19 protein-coding genes are annotated in these 18,085 nt (G+C 59.5%); 8 read left to right on the top strand and 11 right to left on the bottom strand.

The genetic code is table 11. The annotated features are described in order from the left end of the window. The first annotated feature begins 31 nt into the window (after positions 1–31). A complete protein-coding gene (locus tag RBB49_RS00910) occupies positions 32–259 on the top strand; it encodes a hypothetical protein (protein ID WP_306140766.1) in 228 nt (75 codons plus the stop codon). Between the two features lie 171 nt (positions 260–430). Here the strand turns inward: RBB49_RS00910 and RBB49_RS00905 are convergent, their stop codons facing one another. After that, positions 431–1,051 carry a LysE family translocator gene (locus RBB49_RS00905; protein ID WP_306140765.1) on the bottom strand — a complete coding sequence of 207 codons (621 nt, stop codon included), beginning with the start codon at positions 1,049–1,051 and terminating at the stop codon, positions 431–433. A gap of 83 nt (positions 1,052–1,134) precedes the next feature. Between RBB49_RS00905 and RBB49_RS00900 the strand changes: the two genes are divergently transcribed. After that, positions 1,135–2,022 carry a LysR family transcriptional regulator gene (locus RBB49_RS00900; protein ID WP_306140763.1) on the top strand — a complete coding sequence of 296 codons (888 nt, stop codon included), beginning with the start codon at positions 1,135–1,137 and terminating at the stop codon, positions 2,020–2,022. 6 nt (positions 2,023–2,028) lie between these two features. Here the strand turns inward: RBB49_RS00900 and RBB49_RS00895 are convergent, their stop codons facing one another. Further along, positions 2,029–2,652, bottom strand: a complete 624-nt coding sequence (locus RBB49_RS00895) for a CDP-alcohol phosphatidyltransferase family protein (protein ID WP_306140762.1) — start codon at positions 2,650–2,652, stop codon at positions 2,029–2,031. A 124-nt stretch (positions 2,653–2,776) separates the two neighbouring features. On the opposite strand from RBB49_RS00895, the gene apaG reads away from it, so the two are divergent. Next, the gene (gene apaG / locus RBB49_RS00890) at positions 2,777–3,202 is read left to right on the top strand and encodes a Co2+/Mg2+ efflux protein ApaG (protein ID WP_306140760.1); all 426 of its coding nucleotides are present in this window, start codon (positions 2,777–2,779) and stop codon (positions 3,200–3,202) included. Positions 3,203–3,270: 68 nt separating this feature from the next. Here apaG and RBB49_RS00885 read toward each other — a convergent pair whose 3' ends face one another. Further along, entirely contained in the window at positions 3,271–3,642 is a 372-nt protein-coding gene (locus RBB49_RS00885) for a tellurite resistance TerB family protein (RefSeq protein WP_306141339.1), read from the bottom strand. Positions 3,643–3,922: 280 nt separating this feature from the next. Here RBB49_RS00885 and RBB49_RS00880 point away from each other — a divergent pair, with 280 nt between their 5' ends. After that, positions 3,923–5,581, top strand: a complete 1,659-nt coding sequence (locus tag RBB49_RS00880) for a lysine--tRNA ligase (RefSeq protein ID WP_306140759.1) — start codon at positions 3,923–3,925, stop codon at positions 5,579–5,581. Positions 5,582–5,732: 151 nt separating this feature from the next. On the opposite strand, the gene RBB49_RS00875 is transcribed toward RBB49_RS00880, so the two are convergent. Beyond that, on the bottom strand, positions 5,733–6,638 hold the full coding sequence (locus tag RBB49_RS00875; RefSeq protein ID WP_306140758.1) for a thermonuclease family protein: 906 nt from the start codon (positions 6,636–6,638) through the stop codon (positions 5,733–5,735). 207 nt (positions 6,639–6,845) lie between these two features. On the opposite strand from RBB49_RS00875, the gene RBB49_RS00870 reads away from it, so the two are divergent. Both RBB49_RS00870 and RBB49_RS00865 read left to right on the top strand, forming a co-directional pair. Continuing rightward, positions 6,846–7,190 (top strand): DUF952 domain-containing protein, encoded by a 345-nt coding sequence (locus tag RBB49_RS00870; RefSeq protein ID WP_306140757.1) that lies wholly within the window; start codon positions 6,846–6,848, stop codon positions 7,188–7,190. Further along, complete coding sequence (locus RBB49_RS00865; protein WP_306141338.1) at positions 7,190–8,281, top strand: quinone-dependent dihydroorotate dehydrogenase; 1,092 nt, start codon at positions 7,190–7,192, stop codon at positions 8,279–8,281. Before RBB49_RS00870 ends, RBB49_RS00865 begins: the two co-directional genes overlap by 1 nt. 313 nt (positions 8,282–8,594) lie before the next feature. Here RBB49_RS00865 and RBB49_RS00860 read toward each other — a convergent pair whose 3' ends face one another. Both RBB49_RS00860 and RBB49_RS00855 read right to left on the bottom strand, forming a co-directional pair. Then, positions 8,595–9,941, bottom strand: a complete 1,347-nt coding sequence (locus RBB49_RS00860; RefSeq protein WP_306140756.1) for an MATE family efflux transporter — start codon at positions 9,939–9,941, stop codon at positions 8,595–8,597. A gap of 51 nt (positions 9,942–9,992) precedes the next feature. Next, positions 9,993–10,334, bottom strand: a complete 342-nt coding sequence (locus RBB49_RS00855; RefSeq protein ID WP_306140754.1) for a helix-turn-helix domain-containing protein — start codon at positions 10,332–10,334, stop codon at positions 9,993–9,995. Between the two features lie 87 nt (positions 10,335–10,421). On the opposite strand from RBB49_RS00855, the gene RBB49_RS00850 reads away from it, so the two are divergent. Then, entirely contained in the window at positions 10,422–11,159 is a 738-nt protein-coding gene (locus tag RBB49_RS00850) for a hypothetical protein (RefSeq protein WP_306140753.1), read from the top strand. Positions 11,160–11,238: 79 nt separating this feature from the next. After that, entirely contained in the window at positions 11,239–12,186 is a 948-nt protein-coding gene (locus RBB49_RS00845; RefSeq protein ID WP_306140752.1) for a histone deacetylase, read from the top strand. Here RBB49_RS00845 and RBB49_RS00840 read toward each other — a convergent pair. The 5 genes from RBB49_RS00840 to RBB49_RS00820 all read right to left on the bottom strand — a co-directional run bounded on the left by RBB49_RS00840 (position 12,152) and on the right by RBB49_RS00820 (position 18,080). After that, on the bottom strand, positions 12,152–12,427 hold the full coding sequence (locus RBB49_RS00840; RefSeq protein WP_306140751.1) for a DUF6460 domain-containing protein: 276 nt from the start codon (positions 12,425–12,427) through the stop codon (positions 12,152–12,154). The genes RBB49_RS00845 and RBB49_RS00840 overlap by 35 nt on opposite strands. Before the next feature lie 542 nt (positions 12,428–12,969). Next, entirely contained in the window at positions 12,970–14,103 is a 1,134-nt protein-coding gene (locus tag RBB49_RS00835) for an AraC family transcriptional regulator (protein WP_306140750.1), read from the bottom strand. Between the two features lie 138 nt (positions 14,104–14,241). After that, complete coding sequence (locus RBB49_RS00830) at positions 14,242–16,452, bottom strand: 3-hydroxyacyl-CoA dehydrogenase NAD-binding domain-containing protein (RefSeq protein WP_306140749.1); 2,211 nt, start codon at positions 16,450–16,452, stop codon at positions 14,242–14,244. A gap of 17 nt (positions 16,453–16,469) precedes the next feature. Next, positions 16,470–16,868 carry a cupin domain-containing protein gene (locus RBB49_RS00825; RefSeq protein ID WP_306140748.1) on the bottom strand — a complete coding sequence of 133 codons (399 nt, stop codon included), beginning with the start codon at positions 16,866–16,868 and terminating at the stop codon, positions 16,470–16,472. Positions 16,869–16,871: 3 nt separating this feature from the next. Then, positions 16,872–18,080 (bottom strand): acetyl-CoA C-acetyltransferase, encoded by a 1,209-nt coding sequence (locus RBB49_RS00820; protein WP_306140747.1) that lies wholly within the window; start codon positions 18,078–18,080, stop codon positions 16,872–16,874. Positions 18,081–18,085: the final 5 nt, after the last annotated feature.

Here is an 18,085-nt window from a genome sequence, read left to right as displayed (position 1 = left end):
ACCCCAGTGCAACCAGAAAAGGGGTAAAGACATGACACATCGTTTTTCGAATGAGCAGGCGGCAACCATTCCAACGCTCGAAGACATCATTGAGCGAAACGTACGCCGGAGTGCAGGTCCGGAAAGCCTGCCTGCGCTGCACCAGGAATATCGGGACGTCGGAATCGCCGCCCTTTCCGCAGCAACACTTTGTATGAAATACGGTTCCAAGGTGCGGGACAAGCACACAAAACGAGATCGCGCTGCTGCTAGATGGTAGCTCCGGGTCCCGGCAACGGATGCATATCCTTGTGCTTTCCGGGGTATCTTTTGTCCAGAAGGCGGACTGCTGCTGGAAACCAGCGGCAGTCCGTTTTCATTTTCAGACAAGCGGCATGGATCGAACGCTTTCATGAGGGGCGTTGAGGCAGACCACGTCTGTCGTTTCGATTTAGGTGCTCTTGCTGACCAGCCCCAGAAAGGCTGCTGCGCTCATCAGAACCGAACCGCTCAGCCGATTGAGCAACCGGGGCCTTTGCCTGAGGAAGCCAAGCATCCCGTTTGCGCCCGCCGCGTAGAGCATCACGAACAGAAAGTCGAGTGCGGCGATTGTCGGGCACATGACAAGAAGCTGTGCATCGAGCCGCCGTGCCGGATCGATGAACTGAGGGAAAAAGGCGGTAAAGAAAACAAGTGCTTTCGGGTTGCTGATGGCGACCAGGAACCCCGACAGGAACAGGTGTCTGCGGCCATCGCGGATGCTTGTTCCTGTTCTTGCCTGTAGCGAGGCCGGCGCGCGCCATTGACGCCAGCCCATGAAGAGCAGGACCGCGACACCGGTCCATTTGATCACCGAGAAAGCCAGTGCGGACTGCGCAAGAACAACACCCAGGCCAGCGGCAACGACAAGCATCTGCACCATGTTCGCGCTGATATCGCCAAGGGCGGTGAAGAAGGTCTTGCCAATGCCGAAGTGAAGGGAATGGACCATTCCGAGAACAATGCTCGGGCCGGGTGTCATGGTCAGAAGAAGGGAAGCGGCCACGAAGGCCAGCCAGGTTTCGAAATTCATCGGGCGCATCCGGGTTTGGTGTTGGACGCAAAATAAATTTCAGATATATTCTTAATAGGAAAATAACCAAGGGTTATACTGTAATGGCCTCCGTCGATATTCCCCTGTCTGTCGCCCGGGCACTCGCCCTGGTCCGCTCGCTTGGCAGCGTTTCGGAGGCCGCGCGCATTCTGGGCGTCAGCCAGCCTGCCGTCAGCAAGGGCATTGCCCAGCTTGAACACAATCTCGGCACGCAGTTGCTTCGGCGGGGAAACCGTCCACTTGGCCTTACGGAAGAGGGCGTGGCGGTTGCCGACTACGCACACCGGGCCGATCTTCTGCACGATCAACTGCTGGCCCGTCTGGAAGACGCAAGAAGCAACCGAACCGGGACGGTTCGGCTCGGCTCATTCGGCTCATCCGCGTCGTTTCAGATCCTGCCGCGAACCCTCTCAGACTTTGCCCGCGCCTGTCCCGGGATCAGAGTGGAGATCCTCGAGTTTCCGGATGAAGAACTTGAAGAGGCGCTCGAGGACGGAATTGTCGACCTTGCGATCATGTCCCTGACGGACGCTGAAACGCTCGAAATTGCTTCCGTCGCAAGTGACCGGCTTGTTGGGCTCGTCAGCGACGGGCATCCCCTTGCCGGCCGCGAACGCGTGACGCCGGAAGAAATGGCCGGCTATCCGTTTATCCTGACCAAGGGGGGCAGCGGGCCCCTGGTGGAACGCTGGTTCGCGGCCGCCGATGTTTCGCCGAAAGTCACGCACACGATCCTGCAGGTCAACTCGATCCTTGCCCTGGTGGAGGCAGGGCTCGGCATCTCCATCATTGCGGAAATGGCCTTGCCGAAAAGTGAGGGGCGGTATCGCGTGCTGAACCTGTCACCGGAGGCGCCGCGCAGTTTCGGTTTCGTCCGCAGACAGGGAACCGCAAGGTCATACGCGGCGGAACAGTTCTGGCGTTTCTGCTGCCGGCATCCGATCGACTAGCGTCTGCTAGTCGTTGCTGCCACTGTTGTCGAGGGACTTCACGCCGATCAGCACGCGCGCACCCGCGGACACGAAACAGACCGCCGCAAATCCCCAGGCCAGCACCGGAAACCAGCCCGGCAGTAGGGCCATCAGCAAGAACAGCACGATCGTCTCGGTGCCTTCTGCGAGCCCACCGATATAGTAGAGGGATTTGGAGCCTTGCTGGTCTGTCGTCAGCCCGCGCCGCTCCGCCATGATCGCAAAGGCGAGAAAGGCTGATCCGTTGGCGTAGAAACTGCAAAGCAGGGCGGCAGCAGGAAGCGCGTTGCTGGCAGGGTCCTGGATGGCAAAGGCGAGCGGGATCGCACCGTAGAAAAAGAAGTCGAGCGAGATGTCGAGATATCCGCCAAGATCGGTTTTCCCGGTCACTCTCGCAATCGCGCCGTCCAGACCGTCGGCGATCCGGTTGAGCGCGATCAGCACGAAGCCGAGCAGAAAGTAACCTGTCGCAATCGCGACCGCAGCGCCGATGCCCAGGCCGAATCCGATCAGCGTCACGCCATTGGCGCCGATACCCGTCGCGGCCAGAAGCGCTCCGAGGCGGTTCAGAACCGGGTCGATCATGGGGCGGATGCGGGCGTCAAACACTTGAAAAGCCACCTGACTTGGAGGAAACAGCGCTGTAAATGCAAAATCCTTCAGGAAATCACAAGTAAGACTCTTTCACGCTTATGTCATTCGCCCTATAAGCCCTTCCTGAAGTTGTGGGCGAATGCCCGGAAGTGAAGGAACAACCGTGTCAGGTAGCTACAGCGCCATTACGCAGGGGATCGAGGTATCGGTAGAACCGTTTTATCTGGACGACGAGTCGAAACCGGAAGAGAGCGAGTTCATCTGGGCTTACATGATCGAGATCCATAATGGTGGTCCCGAGCCCGTACAGCTGAAAACGCGCTATTGGCAGATCACGGACGCGCTGGGCCGCCAGGAAGAGGTAAGCGGTGAAGGGGTCGTCGGCGAACAGCCGGTGATTGAGCCGGGGGAAACCTATGAATATTCCTCTCATTGTCCGCTCTCGACCGACAGCGGCATCATGGCCGGTTCCTACGCGATGGAGCGGCCGGATGGATCCAGGTTCCACGTTGCCATCCCGCCGTTTTCGCTCGACTTGCCGGATGCGATCCGGAGCCTGAACTGAGCGCATGCGAAATCCGGCGCTTTTTTCAGCGCCGCAGATCACTCAAATCGAATGCTGGAAACAGGGGATCAGACGGTCCGGTGGCGGGCGATTGCGCCGCGCTCGATAGCGGCAACCGTCAGCTTGTCCAGACGGAAACGGTCGCGCAGCATCTGAAGGATCCGCAACTCTTCCTGTTCCACGTGAAGATCGGCTGCGGCGACTTCCACCGCCAGTGCGTACGCCGTGTCGTAAAGCTTGGGTGGCAGGACATCACCGACCAGTTCCAGAACCAGCGACAGGCCGTTTTCTTCCTGGAGAATATCACCGCAGCGCTGCGCGGCGGGAATGATCCGGTTGCCGTCATAGTCGCCGAACACCGGCAACATCTTGATCATGTCACCGATCGTGGCCAGTTCCTTGTCGGTCATCGCATTGTCTGACGCGGACACAATCACCATCACGTAGATGAGGGCTTCCTGAACGCTGATCGGTTCATTGTTAGACACTATTCATTCTCCAGTGCGCCGGTGGTTGGGCAAAAACACGCTCAGACATGATCTGATTTGCGACGGGTGGTATAAAGGGTTGGCGGGAAAGCTTCAAGTCGACCACATGCGACAATTGATTGACCTTTGGTCCGTGCTTTTCTAGTGTCGCGCCGCAACATCAGGCCGGCTGCGAGCTTGGCAGCCGGAATTTGCGCCTTATCCATCAAATTCAACAGAATGAAACCCGAACATGACCGACCAATCCCTGCCCACGCTTGACCTTTCGCAAGATTTTGTCGAGGCGGCCACGAAATCGAAAGCCTGGCCGTTCGAAGAAGCACGCAAACTGGTCAAACGCATCGGCAAGCGGGATCCGGAAAAACCGGTTCTGTTCGAAACCGGATACGGCCCGTCCGGGCTGCCACATATCGGAACCTTCGGGGAGGTCCTGCGTACGACAATGGTGCGCACCGCGTTCCGCCTGCTGACGGAAGACAAGATCCCGACGCGTCTGCTGTCGTTTTCCGACGATATGGACGGGATGCGCAAGATCCCGGAAAACGTTCCTGACCGTGCTGCCCTGGAACCTTACCTCCAGATGCCGCTCAGCGCGGTGCCCAATCCTTTCGGGGGTGACTATGAGAGCTTCGCGGCGCATAACAACGCCATGCTGCGCCGGTTTCTGGACACATTCGGCTTCGACTACGAGTTCGCGAGCGCAACCGAATACTACAAGTCCGGCAAGTTCGACGAGGTTCTGATCCGCGCAACGGAGAAGTACCAGAAGATCATGGACGTGATGCTGCCGACCCTGGGGGCCGAGCGCCAGGCGACCTATTCGCCGTTCCTGCCGATCTCTCCCACATCCGGCCGTGTTCTTTACGTGCCGATGAAGGACGTCAATCCGCGGGATGCGACGATCACCTTCGATGATGAGACGGGCGAGGAAATCACCCTGTCCGTTACAGGCGGAAACGTGAAGCTGCAGTGGAAGCCGGATTTCGGCATGCGCTGGGCCGCGCTCGATGTCGACTTCGAGATGTTCGGCAAGGACCACCAGACCAATGCGCCCATCTACGACAAGATCTGCAACATCCTCGGCGGCAAGGCTCCGGAGCATTATGTCTACGAACTCTTCCTGGACGACAAGGGCGAGAAGATCTCCAAGTCGAAGGGCAACGGCCTGACGATCGACGAGTGGCTGACCTACGCGTCTCCGGAAAGCCTTGCACTTTACAATTTCCAGAAGCCCAAAACGGCCAAGAAACTCTATTTCGACGTGATCCCGAAGGCCGTCGACGAGTACTACACGTTCGTCCAGAAATACGGGCAGATGCCGGTTGAGCAGAAGCTGCAGAACCCGGCCTGGCATATCCACTCCGGAAACATTCCGGCAATCGATATGCCCGTGCCGTTCGCGATGCTTTTGAACCTTGTTTCGGCGTCAAACGCGGACAGCAAGGACGTGCTGTGGGCCTTTATTTCCCGGTATGCACCGGGCGTGACGGCTGCAACGCATCCGGAACTGGACGCGCTTGTCGGCTACGCGATCCGTTACTTCGAAGACTTCGTCAAGCCGACAAAATCCTTCAAGGCGCCGGACGACGTCGAAATCATTGCCTTGCAGCAACTGGACGCCAAACTGGCTGAGTTGCCTGCCGACGCGGACGGGGCCGCCATTCAGGACGCCGTTCTTGACGTCGCCCGCGCGATCGAACGCTATCAGGACCCGAACAAGAAAGGCCCCGACGGCGGGCCGGGTGTTTCGGTTGCCTGGTTCTCGGCGCTCTACCAGTTGCTGCTTGGCCAGGAAAAGGGTCCGCGTTTCGGATCGTTCGTGGCGCTTTACGGTATTGCCGAGACCCGGGAGATGATCCGCAAGGCGCTCGCGGGCGAATTGGCTGCCTGACACCGGCAACGTGGAACGACACAGGGCGGGAACAGGGTTCCCGCCTTTTTTGTGCCTCGCATGACGTTAGCGCCCGCACAGCTCTTACAAAAGGCAGGATGGCATCTGATCAATGGGGCGGTCCTTTGCCGGGCTCAGCGGACGTCCGGCATCATTGCTGAGGCAGCACGCCGGGAATGTCCGGCTCCGCGCCGAAGAACGGCTGACCCCCCGGATCGGTGTCGGTGCTCTGGCTCCATTCGACGATTTCCGGGGCAAGGTCCTCAAGACCGGGCAGGGGCGCGTCCGGATCCGCTTCCCAGTTGGATCGCGGTGCGGCGACCTGCCATTCGTCTTTCCACTTTCCGAGTTTTCGCTGTTTCGCGAGAAGGGCGAAGTCTTCAAACCCCTCGGGTGCATCGGCAGTCGGATCAGCCCATCCGTATCGCACCATGCGCGTGCTGAGGTCGATCTTTCCGCGCCTGCACGTTGCCACGATCTGTTGCGGTCCCGTTTCCGAGAGTTTCTCGCACGTGACCTTGAACTGGCGGATCAGCCCGCGCAGGAAGGTCCGGGCACGCGCACCGCACGGCCAGAGACCGCCCTGCCGGGCAACACAGGTTTCGTCGATTTTCATGGGTTCGATATGGGCGAGTGTGACAACCAGTTTGCCGGACTTGATCCGCCCCCCGTCCAGAACCTGCACACGGCGGAGTTCCAGCGGTCCGTCCGGGACCGGTTCGACCGGAGGATTGATGAGTTCCTGATAGCGTTCGGAAGGTTCGATCCGCGTCAAGCCACCGTCCACATCCGGCGCGGAGACACCATCTGGAGATACATCGCGAATGTTGTCCGGAAGCGGGGCAGCGGCTTCGCTTGCAGCGACTGTTTTTGCGGCGTCCTGCGCGTCTTTGGCTGGTGCCTCAAGATCGCTCTCGACGTCATTGATGCCGGGCCTGAGCGACCCGGCGAGCTGTTCTTGCGGCGGGGCCGGCGGTTCCACCAGCAACAGCCATGCGACGAGACCCGCGAAGGCGGTCAGCAGGAGCACGGGCACCAGGAAAGGCCGAAGCTTCATTGCGAGTCACTTGTTCCTTGTGTCATCTCATCAGTAGGCTGTTGAGATCGAATTCCGAAGACCTAACGCAGCGCTATTTTGCATTTTCCATGTGAATTTGTCATGCGTGCAGAAAGTCCGTGCTCCCGGCTTGTTTGCCCGACGGCCTGTGAGTAGTGTCCGGGCCAACACCAAGACGGCTGACATGCCGCAGCGGACACAAGACAAATGACCCTGATATTCAAAATCGTCCCGAAGACCATGTGGCAGGAAGCGGAGGCGGCAGGCGTCTTCAAGGGAGCGCCGGTCGACCTGGCCGACGGCTACATTCATTTTTCGACGGCCGGGCAGGCGCGCGAAACGGCGGCAAAACACTTCAGCGGTCAGGATGATCTTCTGCTGGCCGCCTTTGACAGCGAGTCTTTCGGAGAGGCGCTCAAATGGGAACCGTCGCGTGGCGGGGCCCTGTTTCCGCATCTTTACGCCGAGCTTAAGCCCGCCGATGCTCTGTGGGTCAAGGCGTTGCCCCTGTCAGCGGATGGTGGCCATGTCTTTCCGGAGATGAGCGCGTGATAACCGGTCCTCTTCAGAGCCTGGCGTTGAAGGGACTGCATCTGCTTGATGCGGAAAATGCCCACAGGCTCACGGTGCTTGCCCTTAAATCAGGTGTGCTCTCCGCGAAGCCGGCCCCGCAGGATCCGCGCCTCAAGGTGAGGCACTGGGATCTCGATTTCCCCAATCCGCTCGGAATGGCGGCCGGTTTCGACAAGAACGCGGACGTTCCCGATGCCGTTCTGGACCTTGGTTTCGGTTTTACCGAGGTCGGCTCCGTGACTCCCTTGGAACAACCGGGAAACCCGCGGCCGCGCGTCTTCCGCCTTCCGGCCGATGAAGGCGTGATCAATCGATACGGCTTCAACAACGAGGGTCACGCCGCGATGCGGCAACGCCTGCTCGCGCGGAAGGCGCAGAGCGGGATCGTCGGCATCAATGTCGGGGCCAACAAGGATGCAGACGACCGGATTGCCGATTATGTCTCCGGGATAACGGAATTTGCGGATCTGGCGTCCTATTTCACGGTCAACATTTCGTCTCCCAACACGCCGGGCCTGAGAGATCTTCAGGCTCGCTCTGCGCTTGCCGATCTGCTTCAGGCTGTGGTTGTGGCGCGCGACGCTCGTGCGCAGACGACGGGGCGGCGCGTGCCGCTTTTGCTCAAGATCGCGCCCGATGTGGTGGAAGAGGATCTTACTGACATTGTCGAAGAGGTCCTGGAAAAGGCCATCGACGGGCTGATCGTGTCGAACACGACGGTGGACCGGTCGGGACTGAGCGGGCAGGGACCGCACAAGGAGGCGGGAGGGCTTTCAGGCCGGCCGCTTTTTCGCAAGTCCACAACCGTTCTTGCCCGTGCGCGCAAACTGGCAGGACCCGACCTGCCCATCATAGGGGTCGGCGGCATTGACAGCGCCGAAACGGCCTGGACCAAGATCGCTGCCGGCGCCGATTTGCTTCAGGTTTATTCCTCGCTGGTTTTCAAGGGGCCGGGGCTGGTCGGAGACATCCTGGCCGGCCTTGCCGAAAGGCTCGACAAACACGGGTTCTCGTCGCTGCGGGAAGCCCGCGATGCCAACGTCGATGCCTGGGCGTCCGAGCCGCTTTAGGGTACGGACTCATAAATGAAGTCAATTTGGTTTGGATCGTTTTGACTAACTGTGAGGAGCGAAAGCGCAGGAAATGTGGTTCATTTTCAAGTCTTTCGCGACGCTGCAGATGGCTGAAACGGCCAAATCCGAAGGACGGCAAAATGGCTTCACCTCGTAGCGTCACCGTGCTTGACCGGGCATAACGCCCGCTCTGCGCACGCTTCCTCGCGAGATTTTGCCATTTCTACCGCCAAATCGGCTTCATTTATGGGTCCGTACCCTAGTGAAGGTCAGCTTCAGGTCCATGTCGGTTTTGCGGTGGCAATCGTGACTAAGAGAACGTGCTGTCGGCCCGTCGCTTGCACACGGCCAGCAGTGTTAGCCCGCGCAGACCCAGGAAAATCGAGATGGCAAGCCAGAGCCCGTGATTGCCAAGTACCGGGAACAGGGCGTAGTAGGCGGTTACGTAGATGGCAAGGGAAAGGAGCATCATGTTCCGCATCGTGCCGGACCATGTCGCGCCGATGTAGATGCCGTCCATCTGGAAGGCAAGCACACCCAGTAAAGGTGCCAGCACGGCCCAGATCAGGTAAGCGTTGCCGAGGCTGCGAACCTCCGGCGACGTGGTCATGAACTCGATCATCGCACTTCCGAACACCAGGAAGATGAGGGAAAGGAGCCCGGCCATGGCGAAACTCCACACCCCGGTCAGCTTCACGGTTCTGTCGAACGCGGGCCTGAATCTGGCACCGACCGCGCGGCCTGCCAGTTGTTCGGCTGCTGTTGCCAGCCCGTCCAGAAAGTAACCGGACACGAGGATGAACTTCTCAAGAACGGCGTTCGCGGCAAGAACGGCATCGCCCTGGTCCGCCGACCTCGCCATGAAGAACGCATAGGCGTAAAGCAGCGCGAAGGAACGGATCATGATGTCGCGGTTCAGCGCCATCATGCGCATCAAGAGCCGTCTGTCGAAGACGACATGCAGCGCCGGCCAGGACCTGCGTCCGGCGCTTTTCAGAACAAGCGCGAGGCCGAGCAGCGTCGTGGAAATCTCGCTCAGGACGGTCGCGACTGCGACACCTTCCACGCTCCACCCCAGTCCGACCACGAACCAGACACTGAGCGCGATGTTCAGGCCGTTCAGGAAAAGTTGCAGCATGAGGCCTGTTCCGGCGCGTCCAAGACCGATGAACCAGCCGAGGATTGCGTAATTCGCAAGCAGAAACGGCGCGCTCAGGACCCGGACATCGAAGTAACGTGTTGTCACCGCCTGCACGTCCGGGCTGCCGCCGAGAAACCACTGCCCGGCATGAAGCAGCGGGGATTGCAGCAAGACCACCAGAAGACCGCCAAGCGCTGCGATGACAAGCGCCCGGGCAAGCGTCGCCTTGACCTCTTGGTCGTTCTGTCCGCCAACCGCCTGTGCGGTCAGCCCCGTCGTGCCGGCACGCAGGAAATTGAATGTCGTGAAGACGAGGTCGAAGATGATCCCGCCGAGCGCGATCCCGCCGAGCAGCGCGGCCTCGCCCAGGCGTCCGATCACGGCCATGTCGACCACGCCAAGCAGGGGCGTCGACAAATAGCCGAGCGTCATCGGAACGGCGATTGCCAGAACCGACCTGTGCGTTACGGAGAAGGGGCGGCGTGGCGGATCGCCCGCTGCGTCGGCAGGTGTCATGAAAAACCCGGATTGAAGTCTGCGCCTTTCTGTCCGCAGAAGGCCCGTTCGTCAATCGCTTTTGTTGGTGCTGCCCCGGTCCGGGTAGAGCGTGCCCCAGTCGATCATTGCCTCCAGAACCGGTCCGAACCGGCGGCCCATTTCGGTCAGCACATATTCGGCTCTCGGCGGATGACTTGAATAAAGCTTGCGCTCCAGCACGCCTGCATTCTCAAGATGTTTCAGCCGGTTGGAAAGCGTGTTCGGGGGCAGGCCAAGCTCATTCTGCAGATCCTTGAAACGGCGCGTCTCGCCTTCCAGAAAGAACTCCCGAAGGATCAGAAACGACCATTGGTCCGTCAGAATGTCGGTTGCCCGCCGGATCGGGCAGTTGGCGCGAGAAATGTTTTTCATGACGGGAAATGTAGGCAGCTACTTGCAATTTGTGAAGCGAATACAATTTATGTAGTCATTATCTAAATTGAAGTAAGGAGATGCTGCATGTTTTCAACGTTCCTTGAGTTTTATGTCCGTGCCTTTGCGACACTGCTTCCGGTTCTTGCCGTGACTGCTGTGGCGGTAGCAGCGCATCGCGCCGGTCTGACCCGGACCTCGACCGTGGTTGCGATGGCGGCACTCGGTCTTCTTTTCGGGCTCTGGTACGCCCTCGCGGCGCGCCTTGGCGAGCTTGGCATCCTCATGCCGCCGGAAACGGTAACCGGTGTTCCCTACATCCTGTTTTTTCTGTTTGGCGGAACGGCCGTTCTGGTCCTGTTTGCGCTGGCGACCGCTGCGGGCAGGAAACTCCTTGCAGGCGCTGATCAGCGCGAAATTATTGTCTTTCAGGCCCCTCGCGTGATGGGCGTCATCTTTCTGGTCGGTTGGGCTGTTGGTGACATTCCCTGGCAATTTGCACTGCCTGCAGGTGTCGGCGACATCTGGGCGGGGATTGCCGGCTGGCAGGCCTACAGGGCGCTGGAGGCCGGCCAGGACAATGCGACGGCGCTGGTCTGGCGGGCAAACATCATCGGCCTCTTGGACTTCGCAGTCGCGGTTCTGACAGGGCTCATGACGTCCGTGGGGTTCCTGCATGTCATGGCGATAGAGAACCCGAATATCATCAACAATTTCCCGTTGGTCCTGTTTCCTGCGTTCTTTGTCCCGATCTTCCTTGCCGCGCATGTGTTCTCGATCATGAAGCTTCGCAGTTCCGCGCGCTTGTCAGCGGTCAGCGCCTGATTGAATTGCCGCCGGAAACGATTTCCGGCGGCATGCGCCGGTACTGGCAAGCGCCGGTCGCCGCGCTATAGTGCTGAAAATGCCCTTGCCGATCGTCCATCACCCGGCCTACTGCGCCGATCTTCCTGCAAATCACAGATTCCCGATGGACAAGTTCCGTGCTGTTGCCGACTTGATCCGAAAGGAAAATCTGCTCGATGGCGGATCTTTCTACCGTCCCCGGCCCGCACCGTTCGAATGGGTCGCACTCGCGCACGATCCGGCCTATGTGGATCAGGTCTTCAATGGCAAGGTGCCGGAGAAGGTCGCAAGGGAAATCGGTTTTCCCATGCGCGATGACATCGCGCTGCGCGCCAGATGCGCAACGGGGGGCACGGTGCTTGCCGGCTACCTCGCGCTTGAACATGGGATTGCCTGCAACACGGCGGGTGGAAGCCATCACGCCCGTCGGCTGCACGGGGCAGGGTTCTGTGTCTTCAACGACGTTGCAGTGGCACTGCGCGTGCTCCAGGCGGACGGAGCCATTCGCAAGGCGCTGGTGATCGATCTGGACGTGCATCAGGGCGACGGAACCGCGGATATATTCAAGGGTGATCCCGATGTTTTCACGTTTTCAATGCATTCCCAGAAAAACTACCCGGTTCGCAAGGTTCCTTCCAGTCTCGATATCGGTTTGCCCGACGCGACCGGGGACGAGGCCTATCTGCTGGCCCTGGAAGAGGTCTTGCCGTCCCTGATCACGCGCGATCAATGGGACATCGTCATCTACAATGCGGGCGTCGACCCGTACCAGAACGACCGTCTGGGCCGCCTGCACATGTCACGCCAGGGGCTGGAAAGGCGGGACAGATACGTCATCGAAGCGGTCCGGCAGGCGGGGCTTCCGCTTGCAGGTGTCCTGGGCGGGGGCTATTCGACCGACATCGACGAACTGGCCGATCGGCACCTGATCCTTCACAGGACCGCCAGGAGCGTGTTGATCGGAAAGAATCCTACCGGGACTTGCCCATCGCCAGAAGGCGCATGACGAGCCAGATCGGAATGACCACGATCGCGCCCACGACGAGATAATTGCCAAGCCTGCCGATGGCATGAAAACCCATATCCCAGAGCCGTTCGACGAAATTGACGGCCATGTGAACGAGGTCAATCGGGTTGAGGTTCAGCGCAGAAAGGATGATACCGACGACGAATGACAGAAACACAAGTCGCAGGAGAACCTGGGCGGGGGATCCGCCAAGAAATCGGCTCAGGCCGCTATCGGACATGCATTCCTCCGGAGGTGGTGTCTGTCATTGTGCATGATAGTTAGGGTCAATTGGCAGCAAATACAACGCACCCTCTGAATGCACCAGTTTGTTACGTAATATCAGAACCTTGTCGGATTTACTGAATTCGTATGCAAAATGTCGCGAATAGCCAAATCCTGGTGATCTCATGTTAATGACAACCAAATTTAGGTGGCGTACTTATCAGGTAGGGTAAAAAAGTCTGCCGGAGCTGGAATGCCCACTTCCCAAAAAGGCAGAAATACCCTCTACCTGTGGTGAAAGAAACGCCGAACCGGAACCCCCCGGTCGACGATAAAAAAGCACGCTGCAGGCTGGTCCGTGACCGGAGGGGACCCTCTTGCAGCTTGAGGGGGTCGCTTCTCAAAAGAGTCGCTGCATCTGTGTGGAGTGACGGATGCTGAGAGGACCTCGGATTTATCTCAGGCGCGGCGGTGGTTCAGCCCGTAATCGCCACCGTGCCGGAATTCTTCAAGGTGAATATTGATTGTTGGCTTCGTCTGAAGCCGGCTTGCATGTGGTCAGTCTGCCCGCACCCGTGACTTTCGGGCGATCGGTTTCTTCCGGCGCGCGGCAGGATGCGGACCGTTCATCACGCGGATGGAGTCCGGTTTCTTGCGCGCATTCGCGCCGGAGGCCGTGTGCCGGTGCGACCCTTCCCTGTATTTGCGTGGCGACATGCCGAACCACGACTTGACGGCCCTGGAGAAGGTGCTGAGCTCCGAAAAGCCGATGAGATAGGCAATTTCCTTCATGGGAAGGTCCGTGCCGCGCAGATACCTGTCCGCGGCAGACCGCCGGATTTCTTCGCTCAGCTTGCGAAAACTCGTGCCCTCGCGTTCAAGGAGCCTTTGCACCGCGCGCTGCGACATGCCCAGTTTTGCCGAAATATGCGGCAGGGTACAGGCACCGTGTGCGAGGTTGGAGGCGACTTCATTGGCGATCCTTGTCAGCGGCGATTCCAGTTGACCGAAACTGTCCAGTTCCTCCACTGCCGACTTAAGTATGATCTGGTAAAGGTGGTTGTCGCTCTGGCGAAGCGGCCTGTTCAGCAGCGCCTTCGGTATGAAAATGCGATTGTGCGAAGCGCCGAACTTGAGCCGGCCCTGGTACTTTTTCTGGAAAGCTGATTTTTTCCTTGGAGGCGAGGTGGCCAATTCGATCAGGACCGGCGGAACCTGTTGCTCCAGCGCCCGTTCCAGCATCTGGGTGGCCCATCCGATCCTGGCGAACATGTTCTGCCGCCATTCGCCGCGCCCTTCCAGGATAGGCCACTCGACATATCCGCCCGTGTCATCCTCCTCAAAGACCAGGCGGTAGGCGTTCGTCCTGATCGGAATGAACTTGACCCATGCCTGACAGGCATCCCTGAGCGTCGGGGCACAGGAGAACAGGTAGTCGAAGAGGTGGAAGCTGCCGATGTCGACATTGTTGAAGAGGTCGAACATGGCACCATCGTTGTCGAGGGTTTTGGCAACCTCTTCGAAAACGCCATGCCAGGCAGGAATCGGAACCACGCCCAGTGGATCGTCGATGCTCGCCAGATCAAAGCCATAGCGTTCCGCGACTTGCGGCCAGTTCAAATCGCAGTTTGAACTTATGTCTCGCAAGACCCGGAACACGTCTGCGCGTGCCCATTCGCCTTCAAGCGGCATTCCTGTCTCCGGCCAATTCGTGCACACTTCAAGAGGGACTGTGCATGACTGAGCCCCAAGGATCAAGATTCGGCACGCAATTCGTGCGTCTTTCCAGATGAAACGAACCATCTCAACGAGTGAGATGGTTCAAAAGTGTTATGCGGCCTCCCGGGTGGAATCATCAGCTTTTGGCGGAAACTTTCCGTAGAACGTCTCGTTTTCCTTGGCCATGTCGCGCAACAGCTTGTTGGGCTTGAACCTGGGCCCCCATTTGCGGGTAAACTTCTTGCAGATGTCGACAAAGGCCGCTGTTCCCATCATGTCGATATAGCTGAGCGTCCCGCCCGTGTAGGGCGCAAAGCCGAAACCCAGAATGGACCCGACATCGGCTTCGCGAACGTCAGCCAGGCATTTTTCCTCGAAAATACGTGCCGTTTCGAGAGCCTGCATCACCAGGAGGCGTTGTTTGAGTTCTTCAATGTTGAAGGCGGCCGCCGGTTTGGGTTGGCCTGTGACGTCCGTCAGGCCGGGCCAGAGCTTCTTGTCCTTGCCTTTGTAGTCATAGAAGCCCTTCGCGTTTTTGCGGCCGAAACGCTCTCTCTTGACGACCATGTCTTCAAGAATGTTGTCGAGAGGTCCCTCGACATATTTCACGCCAAGGTCCTTGCGCGTTGCGGAGACGATTTTCCACGCAAGGTCAAGCGCGACCTCGTCTCCCAGGGAAAGCGGTCCAACCGGCATGCCCGCCATTTTTCCGGCATTCTCGATCATCGCGGCAGGAACGCCGTCACCGAGCATCATCAACCCTTCGCGGATATAGGTCATGACAACGCGGGAGGTGTAGAAACCGCGGCTGTCATTGACGACGATGGGTGTTTTCTTGATGGCCTTGATATAGTCGAGCGCCATGGCAAGCGCCCGGTCTGACGTGCGTTTGCCGAGGATCACCTCCACAAGCATCATCTTGTCCACGGGTGAAAAGAAGTGGATCCCGATGAAGTTCTTGGGCCGCTTGGAGGCCTGCGCGAGGGAGGTGATCGGAAGCGTCGAGGTGTTGGAGGCGAAAATGGCGCGCGACTTCATGACAGCTTCGGCAGCCTGCGTGACCGTGCGCTTGATGTCGCGGTCCTCGAACACGGCTTCTATGACAAGATCGCAATCGGCAAGTGCCTCATAGTCCGTGGTCGGCGTGATCCGCGCGAGCAGCTTGTCCTTCTGCTCTGCGCTCGCCCGTCCGCGCTTGATGGCCTTGCTCATCAACTCGTCCGAGTGGGCCTTGCCCTTGTCCGCGGCTTCCTGGTCGCGGTCGATCAGAACGACGTCGATGCCTGCATTCGCGGAGACGTAGGCGATACCGGCACCCATGAAACCGGCTCCGAGGATGCCGACTTTCCTGATCTTGTTCGGCCTCTGGTCGGCCGGGCGGCGGGCAAGCTTGTTCAGCTCCTGCATGGAAACGAACAAGGAGCGGATCATGTTGGCCGCTTCCGGGGTCTGCAGAACTTTCGCAAAATACCGGCTCTCCACCTGGAGCGCGAGATCCATCGGCAGTTGCAGGCCTTCCACGACAGCGCTCAGGAGATAGCGCGCGCCGGGATAATTGTCGTAGGTCTCGCGGCGGTAGATCGCATTCGCTGCAGGCCAGAACTGGAAACCGGCAGGAGAATAGACCTTGCCGTTCGGCAACTTGAAGCCCTTCTTGTCCCAGTCCTTGACCGGATCAACGCCGCCTTTCAGCAGCTTCTTCGCCGCCCCGACCAGTTTCTTCGTGCCTGTGACCTCGTTGATCAGCTTCATCTGCAGGGCCTGGGGGGCCCGCAAGGTCCGTCCCTGCAGCAGGAACTGCATGCCTTGCTGGCCGTCGGTCATGCGCATGACGCGTTGCGTGCCGCCTGCTCCCGGAAAGAGCCCGACCTTGACTTCCGGAAGACCCATTTTCAGGCCCTCGTCGGCAACGCGGGCGTGACAGGCGAGCGCCAGCTCCGTGCCGCCACCCATGCAGGTGCCGGCGACGGCGGCGACAAACGGTTTTCCGCATGTTTCCAGTTTGCGGTAGATGAGCGTCAGACGCCGGGAGCCTTCGTAGAGCAGCTTGGCCGCACCTTCCGGGTCGGCCCCCCGCTTGACGTGGAAGTCCTTCAGGAGGCCTTCCATCATGGTCAGGTCTGCGCCGCCGGAAAACGCCGCCTTTCCGGAGTGGATCACGGCACCGGTGATGGCCTCGTCCTCAGCGACACGGTCGATGATCGCGTCAAGTTCATCCATGACTGTCAGATCAATGACGTTCAGGGACTTTTCAGGCATGTCCCAGGTGATCACGGCAATGCCGTCAGCGTCGGTTTCGACTGTGAAGTTCTTGTAGCTCATGGGAATACCTCCTCCGGTCAGGCATCGTTCGACTGCAGGGTCTCGGTTTGCAGATGGGCGCGCTGCTGCGCGGCCGACTTGGTGCCTTCGACGATGACATCGCCTGTGTGTTTGGTTTCTGCGGGTTCGAAAAGCATCACCCAGCACTCGTCCTGCGCGATCGGATTGTGCTGGACGCCCTTGGGCACGACGTGCAGGTCTCCGGCGCTCAGAACGGCGTCTTCCCGATCGCGGTACCGGATCGTCAGTTCGCCCTTGACCACGAAGAACAGTTCGTCCTCATCCGCATGGTCGTGCCAGACGAACTCGCCTTTCAGCTTTGCCAGCTTCACGCACTGACCGTTCACATCGGCGACGACGCGCGGCGACCAGGTGTCTGCAATGGCCTCGAATTCCCTTTCGATATTGCTGATCATGGCTCAGACACGCTCGATGATTGTCGCAGTGCCCATCCCGGCGCCGATGCACAATGTGACCAGCGCAGTGTTCAGATCGCGGCGCTCCAGTTCATCGAGGACTGTCCCCAGGATCATCGCGCCTGTCGCGCCAAGCGGGTGACCCATGGCGATCGCACCGCCATTGACGTTGACGATGTCCGGATCGAGGTCGAACGCCTGCTGGTAGCGCAGAACCACGGACGCGAAGGCCTCGTTGATTTCGACAAGGTCGAGATCCTTCATGTCCATCTTGGCGTTCTTGAGCAGCTTCTCGGTGACATCCACCGGGCCGGTCAGCATCAGGGCGGGTTCTGAGCCGACATTGGCAAAGGCCTTGATGCGTGCACGTGGTTTCAGGCCCGAAGACCGGCCGGCCGTGCTCGAGCCGATCAGAACCGCTGCGGCGCCGTCGACGATACCGGAAGAGTTGCCTGCATGGTGCACATGCTTGATCGCCTCGATTTCCGGATGCGCCTGGATGCCGACGGCGTCAAAGCCGCCCATGGCCCCCATCAGCTCAAAGGAAGGATTGAGCGAGGCGAGGGACTGCATGTCGGTCTCCGGCCGCATGTGTTCGTCCCGGTCCAGGATGGTGATCCCGTTGATGTCCTTCACCGGTACCACCGATTTGGAAAACCGGCCGTCATCCCAGGATTTTGCGGCACGTTTCTGGCTCTGAACTGCATAGCCGTCGCAGTCGTCGCGGCTGAAACCGTATTTGGTTGCGATCAGGTCCGCGGAGACGCCCTGCGGCATGAAATAGGAAGGAACGGCCACCTGCGGTTCGATCGGCCACGCGCCGCCCGAAGCGCCGATACCGACACGGCTCATGCTCTCCACGCCGCCTGCAATGACCAGTTTGTGCTGCCCTGCCATGACCTGGGCGGAGGCCATGTTGACCGCGTCGAGGCCGGATGCGCAAAAGCGGTTGATCTGCATCCCGGGGACCGATGTGTCGTATCCAGCGGCAAATACCGCGGCACGGGCGATGTCGCCGCCTGCCTCGCCGACGGGATCGACACACCCGAGCACGACGTCATCCACTCTGGCCGTGTCGAGCCCGTTGCGGTCGCGGACCGCCTCAAGCGCCGTCGCGGCCAGACGTACGGACGGGACTTCGTGAAGCGCGCCGTCCTTCTTGCCGCGTCCGCGCGGGGTTCTGACGTGATCGAAGATATAGGCTTCAGCCATCTGGT

Origin of the sequence: Roseibium sp. MMSF_3412 (genome assembly GCF_030733265.1) — a bacterium.
Taxonomy (GTDB): domain Bacteria; phylum Pseudomonadota; class Alphaproteobacteria; order Rhizobiales; family Stappiaceae; genus Roseibium.
This window is presented reverse-complemented; position numbering and strand designations above follow the sequence as displayed.

Bases quoted from the DNA above. Each gene is read 5' to 3' on its own strand.
- apaG (WP_306140760.1), top strand. From the start codon at position 2,777: ATGCCCGGAAGTGAAGGAACAACCGTGTCAGGTAGCTACAGCGCCATT.
- RBB49_RS00860 (WP_306140756.1), bottom strand. From the start codon at position 9,941: ATGACACCTGCCGACGCAGCGGGCGATCCGCCACGCCGCCCCTTCTCC.
- RBB49_RS00905 (WP_306140765.1), bottom strand. From the start codon at position 1,051: ATGAATTTCGAAACCTGGCTGGCCTTCGTGGCCGCTTCCCTTCTTCTG.
- RBB49_RS00835 (WP_306140750.1), bottom strand. From the start codon at position 14,103: ATGCCGCTTGAAGGCGAATGGGCACGCGCAGACGTGTTCCGGGTCTTG.
- RBB49_RS00910 (WP_306140766.1), top strand. From the start codon at position 32: ATGACACATCGTTTTTCGAATGAGCAGGCGGCAACCATTCCAACGCTC.
- RBB49_RS00850 (WP_306140753.1), top strand. From the start codon at position 10,422: ATGTTTTCAACGTTCCTTGAGTTTTATGTCCGTGCCTTTGCGACACTG.
- RBB49_RS00900 (WP_306140763.1), top strand. From the start codon at position 1,135: ATGGCCTCCGTCGATATTCCCCTGTCTGTCGCCCGGGCACTCGCCCTG.
- RBB49_RS00830 (WP_306140749.1), bottom strand. From the start codon at position 16,452: ATGAGCTACAAGAACTTCACAGTCGAAACCGACGCTGACGGCATTGCC.
- RBB49_RS00845 (WP_306140752.1), top strand. From the start codon at position 11,239: ATGCCCTTGCCGATCGTCCATCACCCGGCCTACTGCGCCGATCTTCCT.
- RBB49_RS00825 (WP_306140748.1), bottom strand. From the start codon at position 16,868: ATGATCAGCAATATCGAAAGGGAATTCGAGGCCATTGCAGACACCTGG.
- RBB49_RS00875 (WP_306140758.1), bottom strand. From the start codon at position 6,638: ATGAAGCTTCGGCCTTTCCTGGTGCCCGTGCTCCTGCTGACCGCCTTC.
- RBB49_RS00885 (WP_306141339.1), bottom strand. From the start codon at position 3,642: ATGGTGATTGTGTCCGCGTCAGACAATGCGATGACCGACAAGGAACTG.
- RBB49_RS00880 (WP_306140759.1), top strand. From the start codon at position 3,923: ATGACCGACCAATCCCTGCCCACGCTTGACCTTTCGCAAGATTTTGTC.
- RBB49_RS00855 (WP_306140754.1), bottom strand. From the start codon at position 10,334: ATGAAAAACATTTCTCGCGCCAACTGCCCGATCCGGCGGGCAACCGAC.
- RBB49_RS00870 (WP_306140757.1), top strand. From the start codon at position 6,846: ATGACCCTGATATTCAAAATCGTCCCGAAGACCATGTGGCAGGAAGCG.
- RBB49_RS00820 (WP_306140747.1), bottom strand. From the start codon at position 18,080: ATGGCTGAAGCCTATATCTTCGATCACGTCAGAACCCCGCGCGGACGC.
- RBB49_RS00840 (WP_306140751.1), bottom strand. From the start codon at position 12,427: ATGTCCGATAGCGGCCTGAGCCGATTTCTTGGCGGATCCCCCGCCCAG.